At 63.7% G+C, this 26,030-nt stretch carries 18 protein-coding genes and 2 pseudogenes; 15 read left to right on the plus strand and 5 right to left on the minus strand.

Going from position 1 to position 26,030, the window contains the following annotated elements; genetic code table 11:
* The first annotated feature begins 105 nt into the window (after positions 1–105).
* The gene (locus tag J4E58_RS22535) at positions 106–1,452 is read left to right on the plus strand and encodes an MATE family efflux transporter (RefSeq protein ID WP_087092545.1); all 1,347 of its coding nucleotides are present in this window, start codon (positions 106–108) and stop codon (positions 1,450–1,452) included.
* A 61-nt stretch (positions 1,453–1,513) separates the two neighbouring features.
* Here J4E58_RS22535 and speA read toward each other — a convergent pair whose 3' ends face one another.
* The 4 genes from speA to J4E58_RS22555 form a co-directional block, all read right to left on the minus strand.
* Complete coding sequence (gene speA / locus J4E58_RS22540; RefSeq protein ID WP_087092546.1) at positions 1,514–3,427, minus strand: arginine decarboxylase; 1,914 nt, start codon at positions 3,425–3,427, stop codon at positions 1,514–1,516.
* Between the two features lie 223 nt (positions 3,428–3,650).
* Positions 3,651–4,022 carry a translation initiation factor Sui1 gene (locus tag J4E58_RS22545; protein WP_007921638.1) on the minus strand — a complete coding sequence of 124 codons (372 nt, stop codon included), beginning with the start codon at positions 4,020–4,022 and terminating at the stop codon, positions 3,651–3,653.
* 296 nt (positions 4,023–4,318) lie between these two features.
* Positions 4,319–4,855 (minus strand): NUDIX hydrolase, encoded by a 537-nt coding sequence (locus J4E58_RS22550; protein ID WP_007921639.1) that lies wholly within the window; start codon positions 4,853–4,855, stop codon positions 4,319–4,321.
* A gap of 3 nt (positions 4,856–4,858) precedes the next feature.
* A complete protein-coding gene (locus tag J4E58_RS22555; protein WP_053259488.1) occupies positions 4,859–5,926 on the minus strand; it encodes a DUF2333 family protein in 1,068 nt (355 codons plus the stop codon).
* Positions 5,927–6,218: 292 nt separating this feature from the next.
* Here J4E58_RS22555 and J4E58_RS22560 point away from each other — a divergent pair, with 292 nt between their 5' ends.
* The 14 genes and pseudogenes from J4E58_RS22560 to J4E58_RS22625 all read left to right on the plus strand — a co-directional run bounded on the left by J4E58_RS22560 (position 6,219) and on the right by J4E58_RS22625 (position 25,040).
* A complete protein-coding gene (locus tag J4E58_RS22560) occupies positions 6,219–7,883 on the plus strand; it encodes a PleD family two-component system response regulator (RefSeq protein WP_007921641.1) in 1,665 nt (554 codons plus the stop codon).
* 1,510 nt (positions 7,884–9,393) lie between these two features.
* Positions 9,394–9,900: pseudogene (locus J4E58_RS32340) on the plus strand (methyl-accepting chemotaxis protein); the annotation flags it as partial.
* Between the two features lie 229 nt (positions 9,901–10,129).
* On the plus strand, positions 10,130–11,923 hold the full coding sequence (locus J4E58_RS22570) for a protein-disulfide reductase DsbD (RefSeq protein ID WP_087092548.1): 1,794 nt from the start codon (positions 10,130–10,132) through the stop codon (positions 11,921–11,923).
* Between the two features lie 144 nt (positions 11,924–12,067).
* On the plus strand, positions 12,068–12,523 hold the full coding sequence (gene aroQ / locus J4E58_RS22575; protein WP_007921644.1) for a type II 3-dehydroquinate dehydratase: 456 nt from the start codon (positions 12,068–12,070) through the stop codon (positions 12,521–12,523).
* A 24-nt stretch (positions 12,524–12,547) separates the two neighbouring features.
* Positions 12,548–13,009, plus strand: a complete 462-nt coding sequence (accB, locus tag J4E58_RS22580) for an acetyl-CoA carboxylase biotin carboxyl carrier protein (RefSeq protein WP_007921645.1) — start codon at positions 12,548–12,550, stop codon at positions 13,007–13,009.
* Between the two features lie 17 nt (positions 13,010–13,026).
* A complete protein-coding gene (gene accC, locus J4E58_RS22585) occupies positions 13,027–14,382 on the plus strand; it encodes an acetyl-CoA carboxylase biotin carboxylase subunit (protein WP_007921646.1) in 1,356 nt (451 codons plus the stop codon).
* 287 nt (positions 14,383–14,669) lie between these two features.
* Positions 14,670–15,548: a 50S ribosomal protein L11 methyltransferase gene (prmA, locus tag J4E58_RS22590; protein WP_007921647.1), complete on the plus strand. Its 879-nt coding sequence runs from the start codon at positions 14,670–14,672 to the stop codon at positions 15,546–15,548.
* A 30-nt stretch (positions 15,549–15,578) separates the two neighbouring features.
* Positions 15,579–16,817, plus strand: a complete 1,239-nt coding sequence (locus J4E58_RS22595) for a DUF3426 domain-containing protein (RefSeq protein ID WP_087092549.1) — start codon at positions 15,579–15,581, stop codon at positions 16,815–16,817.
* Positions 16,818–17,013: 196 nt separating this feature from the next.
* A complete protein-coding gene (gene dusB / locus J4E58_RS22600) occupies positions 17,014–18,027 on the plus strand; it encodes a tRNA dihydrouridine synthase DusB (RefSeq protein WP_007921649.1) in 1,014 nt (337 codons plus the stop codon).
* Positions 18,024–18,344, plus strand: coding sequence for a DNA-binding transcriptional regulator Fis (fis, locus tag J4E58_RS22605; protein WP_007921650.1), 321 nt, complete (start codon positions 18,024–18,026; stop codon positions 18,342–18,344). The genes dusB and fis overlap by 4 nt, the downstream gene beginning before the upstream one ends.
* A gap of 81 nt (positions 18,345–18,425) precedes the next feature.
* The gene (purH, locus tag J4E58_RS22610; protein ID WP_087092550.1) at positions 18,426–20,033 is read left to right on the plus strand and encodes a bifunctional phosphoribosylaminoimidazolecarboxamide formyltransferase/IMP cyclohydrolase; all 1,608 of its coding nucleotides are present in this window, start codon (positions 18,426–18,428) and stop codon (positions 20,031–20,033) included.
* A gap of 172 nt (positions 20,034–20,205) precedes the next feature.
* Entirely contained in the window at positions 20,206–21,501 is a 1,296-nt protein-coding gene (purD, locus tag J4E58_RS22615) for a phosphoribosylamine--glycine ligase (RefSeq protein WP_087092551.1), read from the plus strand.
* A gap of 99 nt (positions 21,502–21,600) precedes the next feature.
* Positions 21,601–24,384, plus strand: coding sequence for a hybrid sensor histidine kinase/response regulator (locus tag J4E58_RS22620; RefSeq protein WP_087092552.1), 2,784 nt, complete (start codon positions 21,601–21,603; stop codon positions 24,382–24,384).
* 62 nt (positions 24,385–24,446) lie between these two features.
* A complete protein-coding gene (locus J4E58_RS22625) occupies positions 24,447–25,040 on the plus strand; it encodes a MarC family protein (protein ID WP_007923493.1) in 594 nt (197 codons plus the stop codon).
* 88 nt (positions 25,041–25,128) lie between these two features.
* On the opposite strand, the pseudogene J4E58_RS22630 reads toward J4E58_RS22625, so the two are convergent.
* A pseudogene (locus tag J4E58_RS22630) lies at positions 25,129–25,388 on the minus strand (hypothetical protein).
* Positions 25,389–26,030 lie beyond the last annotated feature (642 nt).

Genomic DNA, 26,030 nt, shown 5'->3' on the forward strand with positions numbered 1-26,030 from the left:
ACAGAGGGCCTATCACCCGCGGCGTCTTTGTAGGATTCGGGCCGTGATCGGGATGGCATGGCCGGGCGGGCAAGCGGCTACAATGCCCGCTCTCAAGGAGCCTGCATGTCCAGCCTGATTTCTGCCTGGCGCCACCGTCCGACCCATGCTCGGGTGTGGGCGCTGGCCGCGCCGATGATTCTTTCCAATATTTCCGTGCCGCTGGTGGCGCTGGTCGACAGCACCGTCATCGGCCATTTGCCCCATGCCCACCAGCTCGGCGCGGTGGCGGTCGGCGCCAGCCTCTATACCTTCCTGGCCTGGGCCATGGGCTTTCTGCGCATGGGCGCCACCGGCTTTGCCGCCCAGGCCGCCGGGCGCGCCGACGGTGCGGCGCTGCGGCAGATCCTGGTGCAAGGCCTGCTGCTGGCCATGGGTCTGGCCCTGCTGCTGGGCGCCATAGGCGTGCCGCTGAGCGGCGCGGCCTTGCAGCTGATGCAGCCTTCGGCCGAGCTGGACGAAATGACCCGCACCTTCTTCCATACCCGCTTGCTCGGGCTGCCGGCGGCGCTGGCCAGCATGGCCCTGGTCGGCTGGTTCCTCGGCACCCAGAACGCCCGGGCGCCGCTGGCGATCCTGCTGAGCACCAACCTGATCAACATCGCCCTCAACCTGTGGTTCGTGCTGGGCCTGGACTGGGGCGTGGCCGGCTCGGCCAGGGCCTCGGTGATCGCCGAATGGACCGGCGCGCTGATCGGCCTGGCCATGACCCGCCCGGCCCTGCGTGCCTACCCGGGGCGGATTGCCTGGACGGCGTTGCAGCGCTGGGCCAGTTGGCGGCCGTTGCTGGCGGTCAACCGCGACATCTTCATCCGCAGCCTGGCCCTGCAATCGGTGTTCTTCCTGATCACCGTGCAAGGCGCGCGGCTGGGGGACGCGACCGTGGCCGCCAACGCGCTGCTGCTCAACGGCCTGCTGCTGACCGCCCACGCCCTGGACGGCCTGGCCCACGCGGTGGAAGCCCTGTGCGGCCACGCCATCGGCGCCCGCGATCGCCTGGCCCTGCGCCGCTCGCTGGTGGTCGCCGGCGGCTGGTCGCTGCTGGCCAGCATCGGTTTTGCCGTGCTGTTCCTGTGCGCCGGGCACCTGTTCATCGAGATGCAGACCGATATCGCCGAAGTGCGGCAGACCGCCTTCACCTACCTGCCCTACCTCGCCGCCCTGCCGCTGATCGCAGTCTGGAGCTACCTGCTGGACGGCCTGTTCATCGGCGCCACCCGCGCCCGGGAAATGCGCAACGGCATGCTGCTCAGCGTGCTCATCACCCTGCCCTGCGCCTGGGCCTTGCAGGGCCTGGGCAACCACGGCCTGTGGCTGACCTTCCTGCTGTTCATGCTGGTGCGCAGCCTGACCCTGCTGGCCTTCGCCCTCGGGCTGCGCCGGCACGACGGCTGGTTCAGCCCGGCCCGCTGAGCTTTGCGGCGCGCATAAAAAAACCACCGCAAGCGGTGGTTTTTCTTGAGCCGTCGAAACCTCAGGAAGACAGGTACGACGAGCGGGTCAGGCCCAGACGCAGGGCGTCGAGGAACTGGGTACGCTCGCTGGCGCTGATCTTCGCGCTGGCCACCTTGTCGCGGTAATGAGTCATCAACTCCTCCGGCGACAAGTGCACATAACGCAGCATGTCTTCGATGGTGTCGTGGGTCTCGATCCCGGCGTGGTACACGGTGCCGTTCGGGTTCTGGTAGATGTTCACCGAGTCGGTATCGCCGAACAGGTTGTGCATGTCGCCGAGGATCTCCTGGTAGGCACCGACCAGGAACACGCCCAGCAGATAGTCCTCACCCTCGTTCAGGCCATGCACCGGCAGGCTGGTCTCGATGCTCTGCTCGTCGACGTACTGGTTGATCTTGCCGTCGGAGTCGCAGGTCAGGTCTTGCAGCACGGCGCGGCGCAGCGGCTCTTCGTCCAGGCGATGCAACGGGATGATCGGCAGGACCTGGTCGATGGCCCAGGTGTCCGGCAGGCTCTGGAACACCGAGAAGTTGCAGATGTACTTGTCGGCCAGCTTGTCGTTGAGTTCGTCCAGTACCTGGCGGTGCGAGCGCTGGCGCGCCTTCAGCGAGTTGTGCAGGCGCCGGCACACGGCGAAATAGCACTGCTCGGCCAGGGCTTTCTCGGCCAGGGTCAGCTTGCCGTCGGCGTACTGGGCGGCCACGTCGCTCATGTAGTGGGTGGCGCGCCAGTAGGTTTCGGTGACCATCTCGATATCGGTCGGGCCCAGCAGGTCCACCAGCCATTGCACGGTTTCCGGCAGGCTTTCCTTATTCTCGATCAGCGGCACGTCGTCGTTGTGTTTCTCGACGTCGGTCACCTGCACCACCAGCATGGCGTGGTGCGCGGTCAGCGAACGGCCGCTTTCGGAGAAGATGTGTGGATGCGGCAGGCTCTGCGCGTCGCAGAACTCCTTGAGCATGCCGACCACGACACCGGCGTAGTCGTCCATGTCGTAGTTGATCGAACTGGCGTTGCGCGAGTGGGTACCGTCGTAGTCCACGCCCAGGCCGCCGCCGACGTCGATGTGATCCACCGGCAGGCCGAGGTTGCGCAGCTCGCCGTAGTAACGGATGGCTTCCTTGAAACCATGCTGGTAGTCCGCCAGGTTGGCGATCTGCGAGCCCATGTGGAAGTGCAGCAGGCGGATGCCCTGGTCCAGGCCGGCGCCGCGGAAACGCTCGACCACCGACAACAGCTGCGCCGCCGACAGGCCGAACTTGGATTTCTCGCCACCGGTGTCGGCCCACTTGCTCGACGCCAGGGACGACAGGCGCACGCGCAGGCCAACCTGCGGCTTGACCTTGAGCGAGGCGGCTTCTTCGATCACCAGGGCGACTTCGGATTCCTTCTCGATCACGATGAATACGTTGTGACCCAGCTTCTGGCCCATCAGCGCCAGGCGGATGAACTCACGGTCCTTGTAACCGTTGCAGACGATGGTGCCGCCTTTCGGCGCCAGCGCCAGCACTGCCAGCAGCTCGGGCTTGGAGCCGGCTTCCAGGCCGATGGAGACGTTCTGGGTGGCGATGATGTTTTCGATCACCGCTTCCTGCTGGTTGACCTTGATCGGGTACAGCGCGGTGTACTGGCTCTGGTATTCCAGGCGCTCGATGTTGGCGTCGAAGGCACCGGTCAGCTGGCGCACCCGGTCCTGCAGGATATCCGGGAAGCGCACCAGCAGCGGCAGGGACAAGCCGCTCTTGCGCAGCTCCTCGACTTGTTCGAACAGGTCGATGGGCGAGCTGTTCGGGCCGTTCGGACGAACTTCGACGCGACCGGCGTCATTGATCGCGAAATACCCGGCCCCCCAATGGCGAATCCCATAAACACTGCGGCTGTCCGCAACTGTCCATTGGCTGCCATCGTCTTTGCGTGTGCGTCGTACGGACATCGAAGTCCCCTATAAAGAAGTCATAGAGCGCCACCCCGGTCCGGGGCTGGCGCAGTCTAAAGAATGAAAATGACGATTAGCCTGCAACGAGGACATAGACCTCGGTTACAGTGCTGAGTTTAGAAACCGGTCATGAACAGGCTCTGTGAAAACCATGAAGACGACGGCAAGCCTGAATCGGATCAGGGCTGCATCAAGTCGGGGGTGGTTTTCACAGAGGCTGCTAGCCGCCGGACTTCTTCGCCTTGAAACCGTGCTTGATCAGCTCTGCCAAGAGTAGCTCGACATGATCGCCCTGGATCTCGATGACGCCGTCTTTCAGCGCGCCACCGGTGCCACAACGTTTCTTCAACGTGGTCGCCAGTTCCTTGAGCGCGTCTTCGGCCAACGGCACGCCGGTGATGGTGGTCACCGTCTTGCCGCCACGGCCCTTGCTTTCGCGACGCACGCGAGCGATGCCGTCGCCGGCAGGGATAACGGTTTGTTTGCAGATGCAGGCTGCCACCGGCTGGCTACAGTCCGGGCAATGTCGACCTGCGTCGGTGGAAAATACCAGGCCACCAAGGGCGGCGAAGGATGCGGCTTTTTTGGCCACCGGCAATCCTCTTGGGAGGACAAAGACTGGTCGAAGCACATGGCCTGTGCCATCGACCGCGAAGCCCCACTCAGGCAGGGGCAGCGCTACTGGGCCGGTACACCTTGTAGGAGCGAGCTTGCTCGCGATGGACGTCAGCGATAACGCGTGCTTTCAGATAGCACCCATCATCCTTGCGTTCTTCGCGAGCAAGCTCGCTCCTACAAAAGCAAGCCGGCTCAGCTTGAAAAAGGTCGCGCAGTGTAACGGCAAAAAGCCGACTTGCTAAGAGCCTAACCGCGCCAATTTATACAACTTTAACGACGCCGCGCCAGATAGCGCTGCAAGGCTGCCAGGGAGTCCGGGCAATAGGGCTTTTCGGTGATTTCCCGCATCACTTCGTCGATCGCAATGAAGCGCGCTTCCAGCACCTCTTCCGGCTGCAGGCGCAGAGGCCCGTCCCAGACCGCCGAAAAGGCCGAACACCAGAGGCGATTGTCGGTGTCTTCGAAAAAGAAATGGTCATGGGCGGTCAATTCCACCCCGCTCACGCCCAATTCTTCCTCCAGCTCCCGGGCCGCCGACTCGGCGTAGCTTTCGACGGCCAGCACCATGCCGCCCGCGGCCACGTCCCAATAACCGGGATAAATGGCCTTGCTCAGGGTGCGCCGATGCACGCACAGCTCACCGGCGGAATTGAACAGCAGGATATAGGTGCCGCGCCCGATCAGGCCGCGCTCGCGCAACTCCGAGCGGGCCAGCGTGCCCAGCAACTGGTCTTCGCCATCGACCCAGGCGACTTGTTCGGCATCGGAGGCCGCGCGATGCGCGGCCTCATTGGAGGTAACCACCATGAATCAACCCTGATTGAGCAATTGACGCAAGTCGATGACAGCCGCGTTGGCCCGGGAAATATAGTTGGCCATGACCAGCGAGTGGTTGGCCAGCACGCCGAAGCCGCTGCCGTTGAGAATCATCGGGCTCCAGATCGGCTCCTGGGACGCCTCCAGTTCACGGATGATCTGGCGCACGCTGACAGTGGCGTTCTTCTTGGCCAGCACGTCGGCGAAGTCGACCTCGATGGCACGCAGCAGGTGCGACAGGGCCCAGGCCTGGCCGCGCGCTTCATAGAACACGTTGTCGATCTGCATCCAAGGAGTTTCCACCACCTCCTCGTCGACCTGCGGCGACTGGCCCGGCGCCGGGGTTTCGGTTTTCAGCGCGGTGTTGAGCTTGACCCGGCCGACGCTGGCCGACAGGCGCTGGGACAACGAACCCAGGCGGGTCCCGACATCACCCAACCAGTTGTTCAGGTTGTCGGCACGGGCGTAGAACAGCGCGCTCTTCTGGTTCGGATCGGACAGGCGTGCCTGGTAGCGGCTCAGGGAGTTGATGCCTTCCTGGTACTCGGACTCGCTGGACGGCAGCACCCAGCTCTTGTTGTCGAAGTTGAAGCGCGGCTCGGCCTTGGCCAGGTCGGCGTCCTCGGCGGACTGCGACTGGGAACGGGCGAAGTCCTTGCGCAAGGCGCGGGTCAGGTCGCGGACCTGCACCAGCACGCCGTATTCCCAGCTCGGCATGTTGTCCATCCACAGGCCCGGCGGGAAACGGTCGTTGGAGATATAGCCACCCGGCTTGTTCAGCAGGGTGCCGGCCACGGTCTTGAGGGTTTCCACAGTGGTGTAGCCCACGACCATCTGCTTGCCTTCCTTCTCGGCGGCAATTTGCGCGCCTTGCTGGACGGGGAACAGCGACGGTTCCTGGCTCCAGTACCAGCCCAGGGCACCGGCCACCAGCAGGTACAAGGCCACCAGGGTGCCCAGGGCGCGGCTGAACAGCAGGCCACCAAAGTAGCTGCGTGTCGCCGACTTGGGTTCGGCAGCACGATCCGGTGCGCTGCCCGCGCGGTTCTTCCAGTCCAGCATGGCTATATCCTTTCAATCACTTGGGTTCATCGGTTCGACCACAACCCTACTCCATCGTGCCTCGAACCGAACGGATTAAAAATCATCCGCCGCGCAAGGCGCCACATGCCGGGTGTACATCGAGCGGCCACTATAAATGAAGCACAGTTCAGAACCTATGCGACCAGTCGGTCGGGAACTGAATAAGGTCGCTTTGCAGATTGTTGACGTACGACACTCGTACAATCCATAAGAGGTGCTAGCATAGAGCCACCAGTCGATCTCAGCATGCACCCTAACTAGTAGTCAGGATATGACCGAGCCAGAAGACCCCAGCCGTGAGCGCCTCAAGCACCACTTTGCCCAGCGGGTAATTCACCAGGCTCGTCAGATCCTCGAGATATGGCAGCGCCTGCAGCGCAGCGAATGGTCGACCGCCGACATGTCCGAACTCAGCGAGGCCAACCTGCGCCTGCTGCGTTTCGCCGAACGTTTCGAACAACCCGAACATACCCAGCTGGCGCGCAGCATCAGCGACTCGCTGGAAGCGGTGGACGCCAACCGCGGGCGCCTGAGCAGCGGCCTGATCACCGACCTCAACCGCCTGATGCAACGCCTGTCGCGCACCGGCCTGCGCCATGGCGACCAGTTGGAGCAGACCTTCCTGCCGCCCCTGCGCAAGCCGATCTACGTGATGCTGCAAGACCACGATCGCGGCGAGCGCCTGGCCAAGCAGCTGGAATTCTTCGGCCTCAGCGCCCAGTCCCTGGACAGCATCGCCGCGTTTCGCTCCTCGATGGTCGAGCGCCTGCCGGCGGCGATCGTCATCGACGTCGACTTCTGCGGCAACGGCATGGGCCTGCAACTGGCCGCCGAAGCCCAGGAAGGCCTGGAGCAGAAGCTGCCCCTGCTGTTCTTCAGCCTCCACGAAACCGACACCCCGACCCGCCTGGCCGCCGTGCGCGCCGGCGGCCAGGAGTTCCTCACCGGCACCCTGGAAGCCTCGAGCCTGCTGGAGAAGATCGAGATCCTCACCTGCGTCGCCCAGTACGAACCTTATAAAGTGCTGATCATCGACGACTCCCGCGCCCAGGCCCTGCACACCGAACGCCTGCTCAACAGTGCCGGGATCATCACCCGGACCCTGATCGAACCGATCCAGGCCATGGCCGAACTGGCCGACTTCCAGCCGGACCTGATCATCCTCGACATGTACATGCCGGCCTGTACCGGCACCGAGCTGGCCAAGGTGATCCGCCATAACGACCGTTATGTCAGCGTGCCGATCATCTACCTGTCGGCCGAAGACGACCTGGACAAGCAGCTGGACGCCATGAGCGAAGGCGGCGACGACTTCCTGACCAAGCCGATCAAGCCGCGCCACCTGATCACCACCGTGCGCAACCGCGCCGCCCGCGCGCGCAACCTCAAGGCGCGCATGGTCCGCGACAGCCTGACCGGGCTGTACAACCACACCCATATCCTGCAACTGCTCGAAGACTGCAGCTTCCGCGCGCGCCGCGAAAACAAGCCGCTGAGCTTCGCCATGCTCGACATCGACCACTTCAAGCGGGTCAACGACAGCCACGGTCACCCCATGGGCGACCGGGTGATCAAGAGCCTGGCGCTGTTTCTCAAGCAACGCCTGCGCAAGACCGACTTCATCGGCCGCTACGGTGGCGAAGAATTCGCCATCGTCATGCCCGACACCGACCTGGAAGCGGCCTGCAAGGTGCTGGATGAAATCCGCCAGCGCTTTGCCGAAATCCATTACCCAGCCCAGCCCCAGGACCTGTGGTGCACCTTCAGCGCCGGAGTGGTCGAACTGCGGGAAGACTCCGACAGCCTGATGATGGCCAGCCAGGCCGACGAAGCGCTCTACCGCGCCAAGGACAGCGGGCGCAACCGGGTCCAGGCAGCGCGCCATCAAAGCGCCACTTTTTCACCAGAATCCACCGATTCGGTCATAACCTTGTAATACAAACGCAATAAGTTCAGGCGCTTACCATTCAAGTCGTTGGTAGGACGCGATGCGCCTGAAGCTGCTGACCAATCTCAATACCCTGCTATTAGTTGCCGTTTGCCTGGCCCTGGGCGCAACGCTCTGGTGGTCGCAACGCGCCCTCGAGCGCCCCTACCTATTGATGGAGCGCTACCTGGGGCTGTCCCAGCAGTTCCAGAACCAGGTGGCGCGCAACATCGAGGACTACCTGGCCAGCGGCGACGCCCTGCGCCTGAGCAGCGCCAGCCAGGCCATCGAAACCCAGCAGGCCCAGCTCGACGAACTGCCCGCGGAACTGGCGCAAAGCCTGCGCCCGAGCCTGTCGGGCCTGGCCGAGTTCAGCAAGACCGACCTGCTGGCCGCCGGCAAACTGGCCGGCGATCCGCAAGCGCTACTGCTACAGGCCGAGCGCGAGCTGGGGGCCAGCCTCGAACAACTGAGCCAGTACGCGACCGGGGCGGCCAGCAATCCCAGCGCCGCGACCTACCTGCCGTTGCTGCTGACCGCCTCCCAGCACCTGGGCAAGCTGTCCCTGGCCCGCGACAAACTGGTGAGCAGCGGCCGCAGCGAACTGGCCGCCGATGTCGAGCGCGAAGTGAGCAACATGCGCGCCCAGGCCGAGCAGTTGGAAACCCTGCCGTTGCTGGGTGTCGCGGCCAGCAATGCGTCGAACACCGATGACTTCGCGGCCATGATGGGCCTGGAGAACACCGAGAAGGCCGCCGTCGAAGACGCCGGCATCGGCCTCAAGCGCGAACTCAACAGCCTGCTCGGCCGCTACCCCGCCGAGCTGAACCGCACCCGCGAGCAGATCCAGAAACGCGCCGACCTCAGCATCGCTACCCACCTGAAAATCACCGCCGTGCAGCAGGCCATCGCCGAACTGGAACCGGTCGTGCGCGCCCAGCACGGGCAGATCCAGGGCGAAGTGCGGCTGATGCAGGGCCTGATGATCGGCTTGATCCTGCTGATCGCCCTGCTGATCGACACCTTGCAGCGTCGGCTGGCACGGGTCCTGACCAATCTGGCGCCGGCCCTGTCGACCTGGGCCGAAGGCGACTTCAGCCGCGACATCCAGCTGGGCCGGACCAACCGCGAACTGCACGACATCGAAGAATCCCTGAACCGCCTTCGCGCCTACCTGGTGGACCTGGTGGGCACCATCCGGCAGAACGCCGAACAGGTCGCCGGCAGCAGCCGCGCCCTGGCGGAACTGAGCAGTGGCCTGCACGGCGGGGCCGAGCGCCAGGCCGGCGACACCGCGCAGATCCGCGACGCCCTGGGCGAGCTGGAAGCGACCATCCAGCAAGTCGCCGGCGATGCCAGCCAGGCCGCCGATGCCAGCCGCAGTGCCGGAATGGCGGTGGAACAGGGGCAGAAAGTGATCGGCCTGAGCCTGACCGGGTTGCATGCCCTGGTCGGCGAAGTGCAAGGCAACGCGCAGATGATCGAACAGCTGGCCGAGGAGTCGGCAACCATCGGCGGCGTGCTCACGGTGATCCGTTCCATTGCCGACCAGACCAACCTGTTGGCCCTGAATGCCGCCATCGAAGCCGCACGGGCCGGGGAAATGGGCCGCGGTTTTGCCGTGGTCGCCGAAGAGGTGCGCTCCCTGGCCCAACGCACGGCGGGTGCCACCGCCGAGATCCAGACCCTGATCGCCGGCCTGCAGGCCGCCGCCCGGCAATCGGTGGAAGGCATGCGCGCCCAGGTCGAACATGCCGAAGCCACGGCCAGCCAGGCCCAGGCCGCGGACGGCGCGCTGGATGAAATCGTCGGGGCGATCCAGACCATTTCCGACACCGCCATCCGCATCGCCGATGTCACGGCCCAGCAAAGCGGCGCCGTCAGCGAAATCCGCGACCACAGCGAGCGCATCCATCAATTGGGTGGGGATAACCTGCAACGCATCGGCGAAGGCCGCGAACAAGGCGAGAACCTGCTGGCCCTCGGCGGCCAGCTGCACACGGCAGTGCAGGCGTTCCGCGTCTAGCCCTGTAGCCCTGTAGCCGCTGCCGAGCCTGCGAGGCTGCGATCGAGGACGCAGTCCTCGCAAAACCAGCCTATGCAATTTGCCTGAAAGAACGCGGTCGCAGACTTTGCGGCCGCTACGTCGGAATGCCGCCCGGACCGATCGCAGGCTCGGCAGCGGCTACGGGGCGCATACGCATACCCCACCGCTCTCCGCTATCATGCGCACACCTTCGATTCGCGAGATTGCCATGCGTCGCCTGCTTTGCCTGATGCTGTTTGTGCTTGCCCTGCCGGCGACCGCCGCCGGGTTGCTGGACAGCCGCCCCAGTTCGACCCTGGGCTCGATCAATAACAGCGCCGACTTCCTGCCGGTGCGCGAAGCGTTCCAACTGAGCCTGCTGCAAAGCACGCCGCAGTCGATCAAGCTGCGTTTCGTCGCCACCGAGGGTTACTACCTCTATCGCCACCGCTTCCAGTTCCGCGCCGAGCCCTCCGATATCACCCTGGGTGCCGCCCAACTGCCCAAGGGCGAACAGAAACACGATGAGTTTTTCGGTGACGTCGAGGTCTACCACGGCATTGTCGATGTCGAACTGCCGCGCAGCGCCACGGACCAACGAGGCTTCACCCTGGCCGTGACCTACCAGGGCTGCGCCGACAAGGGCCTGTGTTATCCACCGGAAACCGAGCGTTTGCAGATCGATGGCGCGGCCTCCTCGGCCAATGCCTCAAGTGCCGGCGGCCCCGCTACCGACAATGGGAAAACCGCCTGGAGCTGGCGCGAACTGGCGCTGTTCTTCCTGGCCGGCATCGGCCTGACCTTCACTCCCTGCGTCCTGCCGATGCTGCCGATCCTGTCCGGCGTGGTCCTCAAGGGCCAGGTCGGCGGCTGGCGCGGCTTCAATCTGTCGCTCGCCTACGTGTTGCCGATGGCCGCCTGTTTCGCCCTGCTCGGCGCCTTGATGGGGCTGTTCGGCGCCCAACTCAATTTGCAGGCACGCCTGCAATCGGCCTGGGTGCTGGTGCCCTTTGCGTTGTTCTTCGTCGTGTTCGCCCTGGCGATGTTCGATGTCTTCGAACTCAAGCTTCCGCGCTTTATCAGCCAGCGCCTGGAACGCATCGCCGGGCGCACCGAAGGTGGCTCGCTGTGGGGCGCGGCGATTCTCGGGGTGGTGTCCAGCCTGCTGGTATCGCCCTGCGTTTCGGCGCCGCTGGCAGGCGCCCTGCTGTATATCAGCGCCAGCGGCGACGCCCTGGGCGGCGCCCTGAAACTGTTCGCCCTGGGCCTGGGCATGGGCGCGCCGCTGTTGCTGGTGGCCACCGGCGGCGCGGCCTGGCTGCCGAAAAGCGGGCCATGGCTGGTCTACGTGAAAAACGCCATTGGCGTGCTATTGCTCGGCCTGGCGATCGGCCTGCTGAGCCGGGTCTTGCCGGGCCAGGTCAGCCTGTTGCTGATTGGCGCGCTGGCGGCCGGTGTCGGCCTGTTTCTCGGTGCCCTGGAGTTTGTCTACAAGGCGCCGCGCGCGCGCCTGGCGCAGCTGTGCGGGCTGTTCCTGCTGTTTTATGCCCTGGCCTGCTGGTACGGCGCATTCAGTGGCCAGACCGATCCGTTCAGCCCGCTCGCCCGCCCACCGGTCGCGGTCATCGGCAACAGCCCCGAGCAAACCAGCGCCGGCCAGTGGCAGACCGTCACCACCCCCGGTGAGCTGGAGCAGGCCCTGGCCGATGCCCGGAATGCCGGTACCCCGCTGCTCCTCGATTGGTACGCCGACTGGTGCATCAGTTGCAAAGTCATCGAACGCGAGGTGCTCAACGACCGCCAGGTCGTCGAACGCCTGCGGGGCTACCGCCTGGTGCGCTTCGATATCACCGCCAGCAACCGCGAACAGCGCGCCCTGCTGGACCGCTACCAACTGTTCGGCCCACCGGCGCTGATGTTCTTCGGCAAAGATGGCGTCGAACGTGCCGATGTGCGTGTGGTCGGCGAAATCAGCGCCGCAGACTTCGCTGAACGCATTGCTGCAGCAAATGACCGGATTTAGTCAGTTGGTCACATATTTTAGGTAAACATCGGTCATCGTGCTGCCTATTGCAGAGAACTGGACAGTCACAAAGGCTTTGCGGCATAGTCGCCGGGTTCTGATAACCGCACATTCCAATCACTGCGCAATAACAAGGAACGGCAGATGGCGACCCTACTGGTTCTTCACGGACCCAACCTGAACCTGCTCGGCACCCGTGAACCGGGGGTCTACGGTGCAGTCACCCTGGCTGAGATCAACCAGGACCTGGAACGCCGGGCTCGCGAGGCCGGCCACCATTTGCTCTACCTGCAAAGCAACGCCGAGTACGAATTGATCGACCGCATCCACGCCGCCCGCGATGAAGGCGTGGACTTCATTCTGATCAATCCAGCAGCTTTTACGCATACAAGCGTCGCATTACGTGACGCGCTGCTGGCGGTGAGCATCCCATTCATCGAAGTGCATTTGTCTAACGTGCACAAACGCGAACCTTTCCGCCATCACTCCTACTTCTCCGACGTTGCGGTGGGAGTGATCTGCGGCCTTGGCGCCAGCGGTTACCGACTGGCCCTGGAGGCCGCACTAGAGCAGCTTGAACAACAAGCTAAACGCCCCTGACCGACCCTTGGGAGTTGATGATTCATGGATATCCGTAAAGTTAAGAAACTGATCGAACTGCTGGAAGAGTCCGGCATCGACGAGCTCGAGATCAAGGAAGGCGAAGAGTCCGTACGCATCAGCCGTCACAGCAAGACTCCAGCCCAGCAGTACTACGCACCAGCACCGATGGCTGCTCCAGTTGCCGCGCCTGCCGCTGCCGCTCCGGCCGCCGCTGCCGCACCAGCAGCTCCAGCTGCCCCAGCGCTGAACGGCACCGTTGCCCGTTCGCCGATGGTCGGCACCTTCTACCGCAAATCCTCGCCAACCTCGCCAGCCTTCGTTGAAGTCGGCCAGAGCGTGAAGAAAGGCGACACCCTGTGCATCGTCGAAGCCATGAAGATGATGAACCACATCGAAGCTGAAACCAGCGGTGTGATCGAATCCATCCTCGTCGAAGACGGCCAGCCGGTTGAGTACGACCAACCGCTGTTCACCATCGTTTGAACCGCGGAGAGCCAACGATGTCTGCGAAGTTGGAAAAAGTTCTGATCGCCAACCGCGGTGAAATCGCCCTGCGGATTCTGCGTGCCTGCAAAGAGATGGGTATCAAGACCGTCGCCGTTTACTCCAAGGCCGACAAGGAACTGATGCACCTGGGTCTGGCGGACGAATCCGTCTGCATCGGCCCGGCCTCCGCCGCGCACTCCTACCTGCACATTCCGGCGATCATCGCGGCCGCCGAAGTGACCGGCGCCACCGCCATTCACCCAGGCTACGGCTTCCTCGCGGAAAACGCCGACTTCGCCGAGCAGGTCGAGAACTCCGGCTTCGCCTTCATCGGCCCGAAAGCCGAGACCATTCGCCTGATGGGCGACAAGGTATCGGCCAAGCACGCGATGATCGCTGCCGGCGTACCTACGGTTCCCGGTTCCGACGGCCCGCTGCCGGAAGACGAAGAAACCGCGTTGCGCATCGGCCGTGAAGTCGGCTACCCGGTGATCATCAAGGCCGCTGGCGGCGGCGGTGGTCGCGGCATGCGCGTGGTGCATAAAGAAGAAGACCTGATCTCCTCGGCCAAGCTGACCCGCTCCGAAGCGGGCGCGGCGTTCGGCAACCCGATGGTCTACCTGGAGAAGTTCCTGACCAACCCACGTCACGTGGAAGTCCAGGTGCTGTCCGACGGCCAGGGCAACGCGATCCACCTGGGCGACCGCGACTGCTCCCTGCAGCGTCGTCACCAGAAGGTGCTTGAAGAAGCGCCGGCTCCGGGCATCGACGAAACCGCGCGCCAGGAAGTCTTCGCCCGCTGCGTCAAGGCGTGCATCGACATCGGCTACCGCGGCGCCGGCACCTTCGAGTTCCTGTACGAGAACGGCCGTTTCTACTTCATCGAGATGAACACTCGCGTGCAGGTAGAGCACCCGGTATCGGAAATGGTCACTGGCGTCGACATCGTCAAGGAGATGCTGAGCATCGCCGCTGGCAACAAGCTGTCGATCTCCCAGAAGGACGTGGTCATTCGTGGCCATGCACTGGAATGCCGGATCAACGCCGAAGACCCAAAAACCTTCATGCCAAGCCCAGGCACGGTCAAGCATTTCCATGCTCCGGGCGGCAATGGCGTGCGCGTCGACTCGCACCTGTACAGCGGTTACGCGGTTCCACCGAACTACGACTCGTTGATCGGCAAGCTGATCACTTACGGGGCAACCCGTGAAGAAGCCATGGCGCGCATGCGCAATGCGCTGGACGAAATCGTGGTCGACGGGATCAAGACCAACATCCCGCTGCACCGCGACCTGACCCGTGACGAAGGCTTCTGCAAAGGTGGCGTGAACATTCACTACCTGGAGCACAAGCTGGCCGGCCAACACTGATCGACACCGCACCAGAACGACAAGGCCGCTTTCGAGCGGCCTTGTCGTTTCTGCCCCTCTTGTAGGAGCAAGCCAGCTCGCGATAGGGCCATCAGCGACAGCGCGCATTTTCCTGGTGTTATGCGGCGCCCTTGCAGGCATCGCGAGCAAGCTCGCTTCTACAGAGAGGCGGTGCGGGCAAGTGGAAATGGCGCCTGGCGTGTCGTTTTCTGCGCCTCGCTCGCGTAAACTTGCGCGCTTCTCGCAGCCCGCTAGGCTGCACATTACATATTTCAAAGGTGCCCGCCATGCCTTGGCTGCAAGTCCGTCTCGCCATCAGCCCAGAACAAGCCGAAACCTACGAAGACGCTTTTCTCGAAGTCGGCGCCGTTTCGGTGACCTTCATGGACGCCGAGGATCAACCGATCTTCGAACCGGAACTCAACACCACCCCGCTGTGGAACCACACTCACCTGCTGGCCCTGTTCGAAGACGGCACCGAGGCCGCCAGCGTGCTGGCCCACCTTGAGCTGCTGACCGGCAGCCCGCTGCCCGAACATCACAGCGAAGTGATCGAAGACCAGGACTGGGAACGCAGTTGGATGGACAACTTTCAGCCGATGCGTTTCGGCCAGCGCCTGTGGATCGTCCCGAGCTGGCACGCCGCTCCCGAGCCGGACGCGGTCAACCTATTGCTCGATCCGGGCCTGGCCTTCGGCACCGGCACACACCCGACCACCGCCCTGTGCCTGGAATGGCTCGACGGTCAGGACCTGAAAGGCTGCAACGTGCTGGACTTCGGTTGCGGTTCCGGGATCCTGGCGATCGCCGCCCTGCTGCTGGGCGCCAAACAGGCGGTGGGCACCGACATCGACGTACAGGCCCTGGAAGCCTCCCGCGACAACGCCGGGCGCAACAACATCGCCGAAGCGCTGTTCCCGCTCTATCTGCCGCAAGACCTGCCACAGGTCCAGGCGGACGTACTGGTCGCCAACATTCTTGCCGGCCCGCTGGTCGCCCTGGCGCCGCAACTGTCCAGCCTGGTCAAGAGCGGCGGACGCCTGGCGTTGTCGGGCATCCTCGCCGAACAGGGTGAGGAAGTCGCTGCCGCCTACGCCCGGGACTTCGACCTGGACCCGATCGCCAACCTCGATGGCTGGGTACGCATCACCGGCCGTCGGCGCTAGAATGGCCGCCTGTATAAACCGGATCGCCGCATGACCGACAGTTTCGTCACCCAGTGTCCGCATTGCCAAACCAGCTTCCGCGTCAGCCACGCCCAGTTGAGCGTGGCCCGGGGCGTGGTGCGCTGCGGCTCGTGCCTGCAGGTGTTCAACGCCGCACGGCAGTTGCTTGAGCAACGCGCTGGCAAGGACGCTGTCGTCACACCTCCCGCAGCGGCTGCCCCTGCTGAACCGCTGACCCCGCCGCCACCGCGCGCCATCAGCCAGAAGCAGTGGAGCGCCACCGAGCTCGACCTGGACAGCCTCGACCTGGACGAGGAACTGGCCAAGCTCGAACAGCGGGAAATCCAGCCGACCAAGGCCTTCGGCCAGGAACGCGCCTCCAGGGAAGACGCCCTCAGCGCCCGCCGCGACCAGCCGGATGCCGAAGAGGAACACTGGCCCGACAGCCTGTTCAGCCAGCCACCCGGCACCAGCGGCGACCTGGACGAAAAACCTGAACAGCCGCCCGTCGACGCCGGCCGCTCCGGGCGTACCGAACCGTCGCTGTCCTTCAACCTGGACGATCTGGAAGACGAACCCAAGGCACCCTCCCTGCTCCTGGACGACGACCTGGAGCCCACGCCAGCGCACGGCTCCCTGAAGGCCGACGAGCCCGATGAGATCGAGCCGCCAGCCAGCCCGGCGCCACGCAACAAGCGTGGGCGCGCCGAGCCCGCGGCGCCGGACGCCGTGCTGCTGGACCTGGAAGACGACCCGATCCAGCTGGACTGGCAAAAACGCCGCTCGCCCTGGGGCCGCCGCCTGCTCTGGAGCCTGTTGATCCTGCTGGCCGCCGCCGGCCTGGCGGGCCAGTACATCGCCTATCACTTCGACGAACTGGCGCGCCAGGACCAGTACCGCCCCTGGTTCCAGCAGTTTTGCCCGGAACTGGGCTGCACGGTGCCCTCGAAGGTCGATATCGGCCGCATCAAAAGCAGCAACCTGGTGGTGCGCAGCCACCCGGACTTCAGCGGCGCCCTGGTGGTGGATGCGATCATCTACAACCGCGCGCCGTTCTCCCAGCCCTTCCCGCTGCTGGAACTGCGTTTCGCCGACCTCAACGGCCATTTGATCGCCAGTCGTCGCTTCAAACCCGGCGAATACGTCAAGGGTGAGCTCGAAGGGGTGTTGGAGATGCCGCCGCAGACACCGATCCATATCGCGCTGGACATCCTCGATCCGGGCCCCAAGGCCGTCAACTACAGCCTAAGCTTTCACTCGCCCGAGTAAGGCGCGCCATCCGAGCAAAGGCCGCCCGGGATTGACGGCGGTTTTCTGACTGCTGCCCAGCGGACCAAACCGTTGGCAATAACAGAATAACTGTTCAGATTTTATCCAATTCAGCCTTTATCCAGTCATCGAGAGCGGGTATCATGCCAACCCTTTTTCGAACTCTCATGATCCGGCCCCACAACAGGGAAGTCCTATGTCGGCGGTACGCATCGGCCCATATACATTGCACAACGGCTTGATTCTCGCCCCCATGGCGGGCGTCACCGACCAGCCCTTTCGTCAGCTTTGCAAGCGGCTGGGTGCAGGCCTTGTAGTCTCGGAAATGGTCACCAGCGACATGAGTTTGTGGAACAGTCGCAAATCGCGCCTGCGCATGATCCACGAGGGCGATCCCGAGCCGCGCTCGGTACAGATCGCCGGTGGCGATGCACAGATGCTGGCGGATGCCGCCCGCGCCAACGTCGAGTTGGGCGCACAGATTATTGATATCAACATGGGTTGCCCGGCGAAGAAGGTCTGCAACAAGGCCGCCGGCTCCGCGTTACTGAAAGATGAAGATCTGGTGAACGAGATCCTGCAGGCCGTGGTGGCCGCAGTCGATGTGCCGGTCACCCTGAAGATCCGTACCGGCTGGGACCGGGCGAACAAGAACGGCCTGACGGTGGCGAAGATCGCCGAACAGGCAGGCATCACGGCATTGGCGGTCCATGGCCGGACCCGGGCCGACCTGTACACGGGCGTTGCCGAGTACGACACCATCGCTGCGATCAAGCAGGCGGTGTCGATCCCGGTCTTCGCCAACGGCGATATCGACTCGCCCGAGAAGGCCCGCTACGTCCTCGACGCTACCGGTGCCGACGGGCTGTTGATTGGCCGGGCCGCTCAGGGGCGGCCATGGATTTTTCGTGAGATCGAACATTTTCTGCGTACCGGTCAAACCCTGCCGGCACCTGAACTGTTCGAGGTGGAACGTATTCTGCTTGAGCATCTGGCCGCGCTGCATGCCTTCTATGGCGATGTCATGGGCGTACGCATTGCTCGCAAGCATGTGGGCTGGTATCTCGCAACTCTGCCGGGCGCCAGGGAGTTTCGCGCCCACTTCAATCGTTTGGAAGATACGGAAGCACAGTGCGCCAACGTTCGTGAGTTCTTTGCCGAGCGTTACAAGAGCCTGGTGACAGGGGACGGAGAAGGGGTGGCCGCATGACGATGATGACCGAGACTTTAGTGAGTGGAACAGCACCCGTGAGCGACAACGTGAATTTGAAACAGCACCTCAATACGCCGAGCGAAGAAGGCCAGACCCTTCGCGGGAGTGTCGAGAAGGCGCTGCACAATTATTTCGCCCACCTTGAGGGCGCGGCCGTCACGGACGTGTACAACCTGGTGCTCTCCGAAGTCGAGGCTCCTTTGCTCGAAAGCGTGATGAACTACGTCAAGGGCAACCAGACCAAGGCCAGCGAGCTGCTCGGTCTGAACCGCGGCACCCTGCGCAAGAAACTCAAGCAGTACGATTTGCTGTAAGCATTCAATCAAACCAGAAAGGCGCCCGCGTAAAACCGGTCGCCTTTTTTGCTGACTCCTTTGCTTTTGATGGAAATTGAGATGACCGACCAGACTACCCGCCTGCCGATCCGCCGCGCCTTGATCAGTGTTTCCGACAAGACCGGGATCCTCGAATTCGCCAAGGAGCTGGAAGCCCTGGGCGTGGAGATCCTCTCCACCGGCGGGACCTTCAAACTGCTGCAGGACAACGGCGTGGCCGCAGTGGAAGTCGCGGATTACACCGGTTTCGCGGAAATGATGGACGGCCGGGTGAAGACCCTGCACCCGAAAATCCACGGCGGTATCCTCGGTCGTCGCGGTATCGACGACGCCATCATGAACGAGCACGGCATCAAGCCGATCGACCTGGTAGCGGTCAACCTCTACCCGTTCGAAGCCACCATCTCCAAGCCGGGCTGCGACCTGCCGACCGCCATCGAGAACATCGACATCGGCGGCCCGACCATGGTCCGCTCGGCGGCCAAGAACCACAAAGACGTGGCCATCGTGGTCAACGCCAGCGACTACGGCCAGGTGCTGAAAAGCCTCAAGGCCGGCGGCCTGACCTACGCCCAGCGTTTCGACCTGATGCTCAAGGCCTTCGAACACACCGCGGCCTATGACGGCATGATCGCCAACTACATGGGCACCGTGAACCAGGCGGCCGAAACCCTCTCGACCTCCGGCCGCAGCGAATTCCCGCGCACCTTCAACAGCCAGTTCATCAAGGCCCAGGAAATGCGCTACGGCGAGAACCCGCACCAGAGCGCGGCGTTCTACGTGGAAGCCAAGCCTGCCGAAGTCGGCATCGCCACCGCCACCCAGCTGCAAGGCAAGGAACTGTCGTACAACAACGTGGCCGACACCGACGCCGCGCTGGAATGCGTGAAGAGCTTCGTCAAGCCGGCCTGCGTGATCGTCAAGCACGCCAACCCGTGCGGCGTGGCCGTGAGCCCGGACGCCGAAGGCGGTATCCGCCAGGCCTACGAACTGGCCTACGCCACCGACACCGAGTCCGCCTTCGGCGGCATCATCGCCTTCAACCGCGAACTGGACGCCGAGACCGCCAAGGCCATCGTCGAGCGTCAGTTCGTTGAAGTGATCATTGCCCCTTCGGTCAGCGACGAAGCCCGTGCCATTGTTGCCGCGAAAGCCAACGTGCGCCTGCTGGCCTGCGGCCAATGGTCGGCGGACCGCGTTCCAGCCTGGGACTACAAGCGCGTCAACGGTGGCCTGCTGGTGCAGAGCCGCGACATCGGCATGATCGGCGCCGACGACCTGAAAGTGGTGACCAAGCGCGCCCCGACCGAACAGGAAATCCACGACCTGATCTTCGCCTGGAAAGTGGCCAAGTTCGTCAAGTCCAACGCCATCGTCTACGCCAAGAACCGTCAGACCATCGGTGTCGGCGCCGGCCAGATGAGCCGCGTGAACTCCGCCCGTATCGCCGCGATCAAGGCTGAACACGCCGGCCTGCAAGTGCAGGGCGCGGTCATGGCGTCCGATGCGTTCTTCCCGTTCCGCGACGGTATCGACAACGCGGCCAAGGTCGGCATCACCGCAGTGATCCAGCCAGGCGGCTCGATGCGCGACAACGAAGTGATCGCCGCCGCCGACGAAGCCGGAATCGCAATGGTATTCACCGGAATGCGCCACTTCCGCCACTAACGTGGAGCGGCAAGTTTCAAGCTGCAAGCGGCAAGTAAAAGCAGACCGGAGTCGCTTTTGCTTGTGCTTGCAGTCTTCCCTAATTCAGAGCCGCACGCTGCACCCCCAGAGCGATACAGATTGCTCTCCACTTGCAGCTTGCGGCTTGTAGCTTCCTCCGAAGGAGTCTGACTTGAACGTTTTGATCATTGGTAGCGGCGGTCGTGAACACGCCCTGGCCTGGAAAGTCGCTCAAGACCCACGGGTCGAGAAAGTCTTCGTTGCCCCGGGCAACGCCGGCACCGCCATCGAAGCCAAGTGCGAGAACGTGGCCATCGACGTATTGGCCCTCGAGCAGCTGGCCGACTTTGCCGAGAAGAACGTGTCCCTGACCATCGTCGGTCCGGAAGTACCGCTGGTGGCTGGTGTGGTCGACCTGTTCCGCTCCCGTGGCCTGGATTGCTTCGGTCCGACCGCTGGCGCGGCCCAGCTGGAAGGTTCGAAAGCCTTCACCAAGGATTTCCTGGCGCGCCACAAGATCCCGACCGCCGACTACCAGAACTTCACCGAGATCGAGCCGGCCCTGGCTTATCTGCGGGAAAAGGGCGCGCCGATCGTGATCAAGGCCGACGGCCTGGCCGCCGGTAAAGGCGTGATCGTCGCCATGACCCTGAGCGAGGCCGAAGACGCCGTGCGCGACATGCTGGCCGGCAATGCCTTCGGCGACGCCGGTTCGCGCGTGGTGATCGAAGAGTTCCTCGACGGCGAGGAAGCCAGCTTCATCGTCATGGTCGACGGCAAGAACGTGCTGCCCATGGCCACCAGCCAGGACCACAAACGCGTCGGCGACGGCGACAGCGGCCCGAACACCGGCGGCATGGGGGCCTACTCCCCTGCCCCGGTGGTCACCGCCGACGTGCACCAGCGCGTGATGGACCAGGTAATCTGGCCGACCGTGCGCGGCATGGCCGACGAAGGCAACGTCTACACCGGTTTCCTGTACGCCGGCCTGATGATCGACAAGGCCGGCAACCCGAAAGTCATCGAGTTCAACTGCCGCTTTGGCGATCCGGAAACCCAACCGGTGATGCTGCGCCTGCAATCGAGCCTGGTGCTGCTGGTCGAGGCCGCCCTGGCCCAGGCGCTGGACAAGGTCGAAGCGCAATGGGATCCACGTCCGAGCCTGGGCATCGTCCTGGCCGCTGGCGGCTATCCTGGTGACTACGCCAAAGGCGCGGTGATCGAAGGCCTGGACGCGGCCGCCAAACTGGAAGGCAAAGTCTTCCACGCCGGCACCGCGCTCAAGGACGGTCAGGTGGTAACCTCCGGCGGCCGCGTGCTCTGCGCCACCGCCCTGGGCGAAAGCGTGGGTACCGCGCAGCAGCAGGCCTACCAACTGGCAGCTAAGATCGATTGGCAAGGCTGCTTCTACCGCAAAGACATCGGTTACCGGGCCATTGCCCGCGAGCGTGGCGAAAGTCAGGAGTAATCCTGTCTTCCTGTCCGGCAAGGGCCCCAGGCCCTTGCCGGACGGCTCCAGCGCCGCGCATAGTTATAATCTGGCATCAACCTACGAAGGGATTTCGCCGTGCGCTGGCTCAGGACTGCCATAGGTTTCACCGTCACTCTGCTGACCCTGCTCTGCTTGATCCCGGCCCAGGCCGCACAAGGCAGTAACTGGGCCGTTTTGCTCGATGAACAGGCCGACCTGCAACTGAGCGATATCCGCTCCCCGCGCTACACCAATCAATTCAGCCCGATCGAACTGGAACGCATCACCGCCGCCGAACCCGGAGGCGCGTTATGGCTGCGTTTCAAACTGCAACCGGGCAAGCACGAACAACTGCTGCGGATCTTCGCGCCCGATCTGTCACGCCTGGACATGTATGTGCTGGACGGCGACAACCTGGTCGAGCAACTGACCTCCGGCACCCAGCAGCCCCAGGCCGAACGGCCTTTGCCCAGCAGCGACTTCATGCTGCCGCTGCCGCAGAACCAGAAGACCCTCGATGTCTACCTGCGCCTGGTCTCCGACCATCAGTTGCGCCCTTACATCACCCTGCAACCGGCGGTCATGACCGCGGCCAATCAAGGCCAGAGCGTGCTGTACGGCCTGCTGTTCGGCTGCATGGGCATGCTGATGCTGCACAACCTGGTGCGCTACGCCTACACTCGTTCGCGCAGCAGCCTGTGGCTGGCGTCCTGCGAAGCCCTGGTGATGCTCAGCCTGGCGCTGATGCTCAACCTGTTCGGCCCCTGGCTGCCGGACTGGCACGCGATACAGACCCCTGGCGCCTACCTGGCGCTGTTGCTGACTACCCCTTGCGGGCTGATGTTCGTCTATCGCTTTTTTGCCCCGCTGGGCCCGCACCCACTGAACAAGCTGCTGCTGGTCGACATCCTGATGGTCGGCCTGTGCAGCCTGTTGCTGCTGTTCGTCGATTCACTCCCGCTGAACCTCATCACCTACGGCCTGGTGGCCCTGGTCGGCCTGAGCATGCTGTTCATCGCCGGTTATCACTGGCACAAAGGTTACCGCCCGGCGCGCTACTTCGTGGCCGGCATGGGCATCTTCAACATCGGCGCGCTGATCGTGCTGCCGGCGCTGCTGGGGCTGACCATGGTCGCGCCCCAGGGCCTGATCGTCACCTTGCTGGTGACCATGTGCCTGAGCGGGTGGGCGATGAGCATCGCCCTGGGCGAGCGCCAGCGCAGCATCACCGAGAACGAGTTCAGCGTCAGCCGCGACCTCGCCGCCAGCAACGCCGAGGTCAATGCCAAGGCCGAGTTCCTGGCCAAGATCAGCCACGAGATCCGCACACCGATGAACGGCGTGCTGGGCATGACCGAGCTGCTGCTGGGCACGCCACTGTCGGTCAAGCAACGCGACTACGTGCAGACCATCCACAGTGCCGGCAACGAGCTGCTGACCCTGATCAACGAGATCCTCGACATCTCCAAGCTCGAGTCCGGGCAGATCGAGCTGGACGACGTGCAGTTCGACCTCAATGCACTGATCGAGGACTGCCTGAGTATTTTCCGCGCCAAGGCCGAGCAGCAGAACGTCGAGCTGATCAGCTTCATCCAGCCGCAGGTGCCGCGCGTGATCAGCGGTGATCCGACGCGCTTGCGCCAGGCCATGCTCAGCCTGTTGGAAAACGCCCTGAAGAAGACCGACGAAGGCGAGGTCCTGGTGGTGGTCGCGCTGGACGAACGCACCAGCAAACCGCGCCTGCGCATCGCCGTGCAGGACAGCGGCCAGCCGATGGAAGCCGAAGAGCGCGATGCCCTGCTGCATTCGGAACTGCACAGCAAGAACTTCCTCGCCAGCACCCGCCTGGGCGGCAATCTCGGCCTGGTCATCGCCCGCCAGCTGATCCTGCTGATGCATGGCGAGTTCGGGGTCAAGACCAGCGCCAACCAGGGCAGCACCCTGTGGCTGACCCTGCCGCTGGACCCTGAGCGCCTGGAGCACCCGACGTCCGACCTGGATGGCCCGCTGCAAGGCGCCCGGGTACTGGTGGTGGACGACAACGACACCTGCCGCAAGGTCCTGGTGCAGCAATGCAGCGCCTGGGGCCTGAACGTCAGCGCCGTACCTTCGGGCAAGGAAGCCCTGGCCCTGCTGCGCACCAAGGCGCACCTGCGCGATTACTTCGATGTGGTGCTGCTCGACCAGAACATGCCCGGCATGACCGGCATGCAACTGGCGGCCAAGATCAAGGAAGACCCGAGCCTGAACCACGACATCCTGCTGATCATGCTCACCGGCATCAGCAACGCGCCGAGCAAGGTCATCGCGCGCAACGCCGGGGTCAAGCGCATCCTCGCCAAACCGGTGGCCGGCTACACCCTCAAGACCACCCTGGCCGACGAGCTGACCCAGCGCAACAAGGGCCAACTGGTCCCCCATCAGCCCCATTCGCTGAGCGGGGTTGCGGTGCCGGTCAAGGTGCCGAGCGACTTCCGCATCCTGGTGGCCGAGGACAACAGCATCTCCACCAAGGTGATTCGCGGCATGCTCGGCAAGCTCAACCTGCAGCCCGATACCGCGAGCAACGGCGAAGAAGCCCTGCAAGCGATGAAGGCCCAGCGCTACGACCTGGTGCTGATGGACTGCGAAATGCCGATCCTCGACGGTTTCTCCGCCACCCAGCAACTGCGGGCCTGGGAAGTCGGCAACCAGCGCGTGCGCACGCCGGTGGTGGCGCTGACCGCGCACATCCTCACCGAGCACAAGGAGCGCGCGCGGCAGGCCGGCATGGACGGGCACATGGCCAAGCCGGTGGAGCTGTCGCAACTGCGCGAACTGATCGAACACTGGGTAGCGCAGCGCGACCTGCAGGACCGCACCACGGCGCAACCGTCCTGAGCCGACAGTCCGGCAAACGCCTGTTAAACTCCGCTCGCCCTCCTTCGCTGTGAGTTTGCGCCATGCTCCATGTGCTGTTCAGCGTGTACCTGAAGATGCTGGTGCTCTACAGCCCCTTCTTCGTCCTGTCCTGCTTCATCAGCCTGACTCGCGGCTACTCCAGCAAGGAGCGTCGGCGCCTGGCGTGGAACGTCGCCCTGGCGACCCTGGCCTCCAGCGTGCTGCTGTATCTGTTCGGACGAGTGATCTTCAATGTGTTCGGCATCACCGTGGACGCCTTCCGCATCGGCGCCGGTAGCGTGTTGTTCATCTCGGCGCTGGGCATGGCCCAGGGCAAGTCGGCGATCCAGACCGACAACGTGCAGCAGGACGTGACCATAGTGCCGCTGACCATCCCCCTGACCGTCGGCCCCGGCACCATCGGCGCCCTGCTGGTGATGGGCGTCAGCCAGCCGCACTGGGACGACAAACTCACCGCAATCCTCAGCATCGCCCTGGCCAGCTTCACGGTCGGCGTGGTGCTCTACCTGTCCAACCGCATCGAACGCATCCTGGGCGAGCAAGGCTTGCAGATCGTCAGCCGACTGATGGGCCTGTTCGTCTGCGCCCTGGCGGCGCAAATCATCTTTACCGGGGTCAAGGGGTATCTGGGGTAGAGGCAGCGGCAAGCTGCAAGCTACAAGCGGCAAGAACGAGCGGGCTCACTGGGGACAGTGAGCCCGTGTTTTTTCTGGGGTGGACTTTTTATGCCTGCAGTTGCCACTGCAAGGCATCCAGGGCGTCGCAGCCGTCTTGCAGCAACAGGTGGGCGGCGTTGACGAAGTGAATCAGTCCTGGTCGCCCACGCCTTTGACACTCAGGCAATTGAGGCTGTGCATCAGATCGCGCGAGGCCTTGATGCGCTGCACCGCGCCGCCATGCAGATCGGCTGCGGGTGCGTTGCGGTCGAGGTGGAACACCGGGGTAGGGGTGAGATTGCTTTGTAGTGGGATGAAGTCCGTCATGGTCATAGCTCCTTAGTTGCATAAAGAGCTGCCACTCTTTGCGGCTAAACAAATGGGAGGCAGCTGTGCGAGGGTTAGCCGACCAGGGATGGAGCTATGAACATTCCCCGGCACACCCAAAGGTGTCCCGCGCACAGCCACCATAAAGGATGCCGCGCAACCAAAAGCGCCAGCATGGTAATGGATGGCGCTTAAGCGTTCATAGCCCCACATTTCGACCGGCTAAGATCGGCCGCCGATGCGTCGGCGACCGGGCAACTATGGCTTTGCAAAAAACCAGCGACAACCCTCAATGTGTTGCCATTCTTTCCCTCTGACGGCCCCCACGCTTCCTATAGCCGCTGCCGAGCCTGCGAGGCTGCGAGGCTGCGATAGGACCGAAGATCCTCCAGCGGTTTCAAAATCCCTGCGCCCCCTGCGGGGTCGATCGCAGCCTCGCAGGCTCGGCAGCGGCTACAGGGATTAGCGCCGACCGGTAGGTCGCGCATGACGCAACTTTGGCTTTTGATCTTGATCCACCCGCCCCATCGGGAGGCCGAGTGGAGGTGTTCATCAGGGGGATGGCGCGCAGCGCCCCTCGACGCAGTCGAGGACATCGTATGGAGGTCGAAGCGAAGCCGACCGGAGTCGATGCCCCCTGAT

The organism is Pseudomonas sp. FW305-25 (genome assembly GCF_017351415.1).
GTDB classification, from domain to species: domain Bacteria; phylum Pseudomonadota; class Gammaproteobacteria; order Pseudomonadales; family Pseudomonadaceae; genus Aquipseudomonas; species Aquipseudomonas chlororaphis.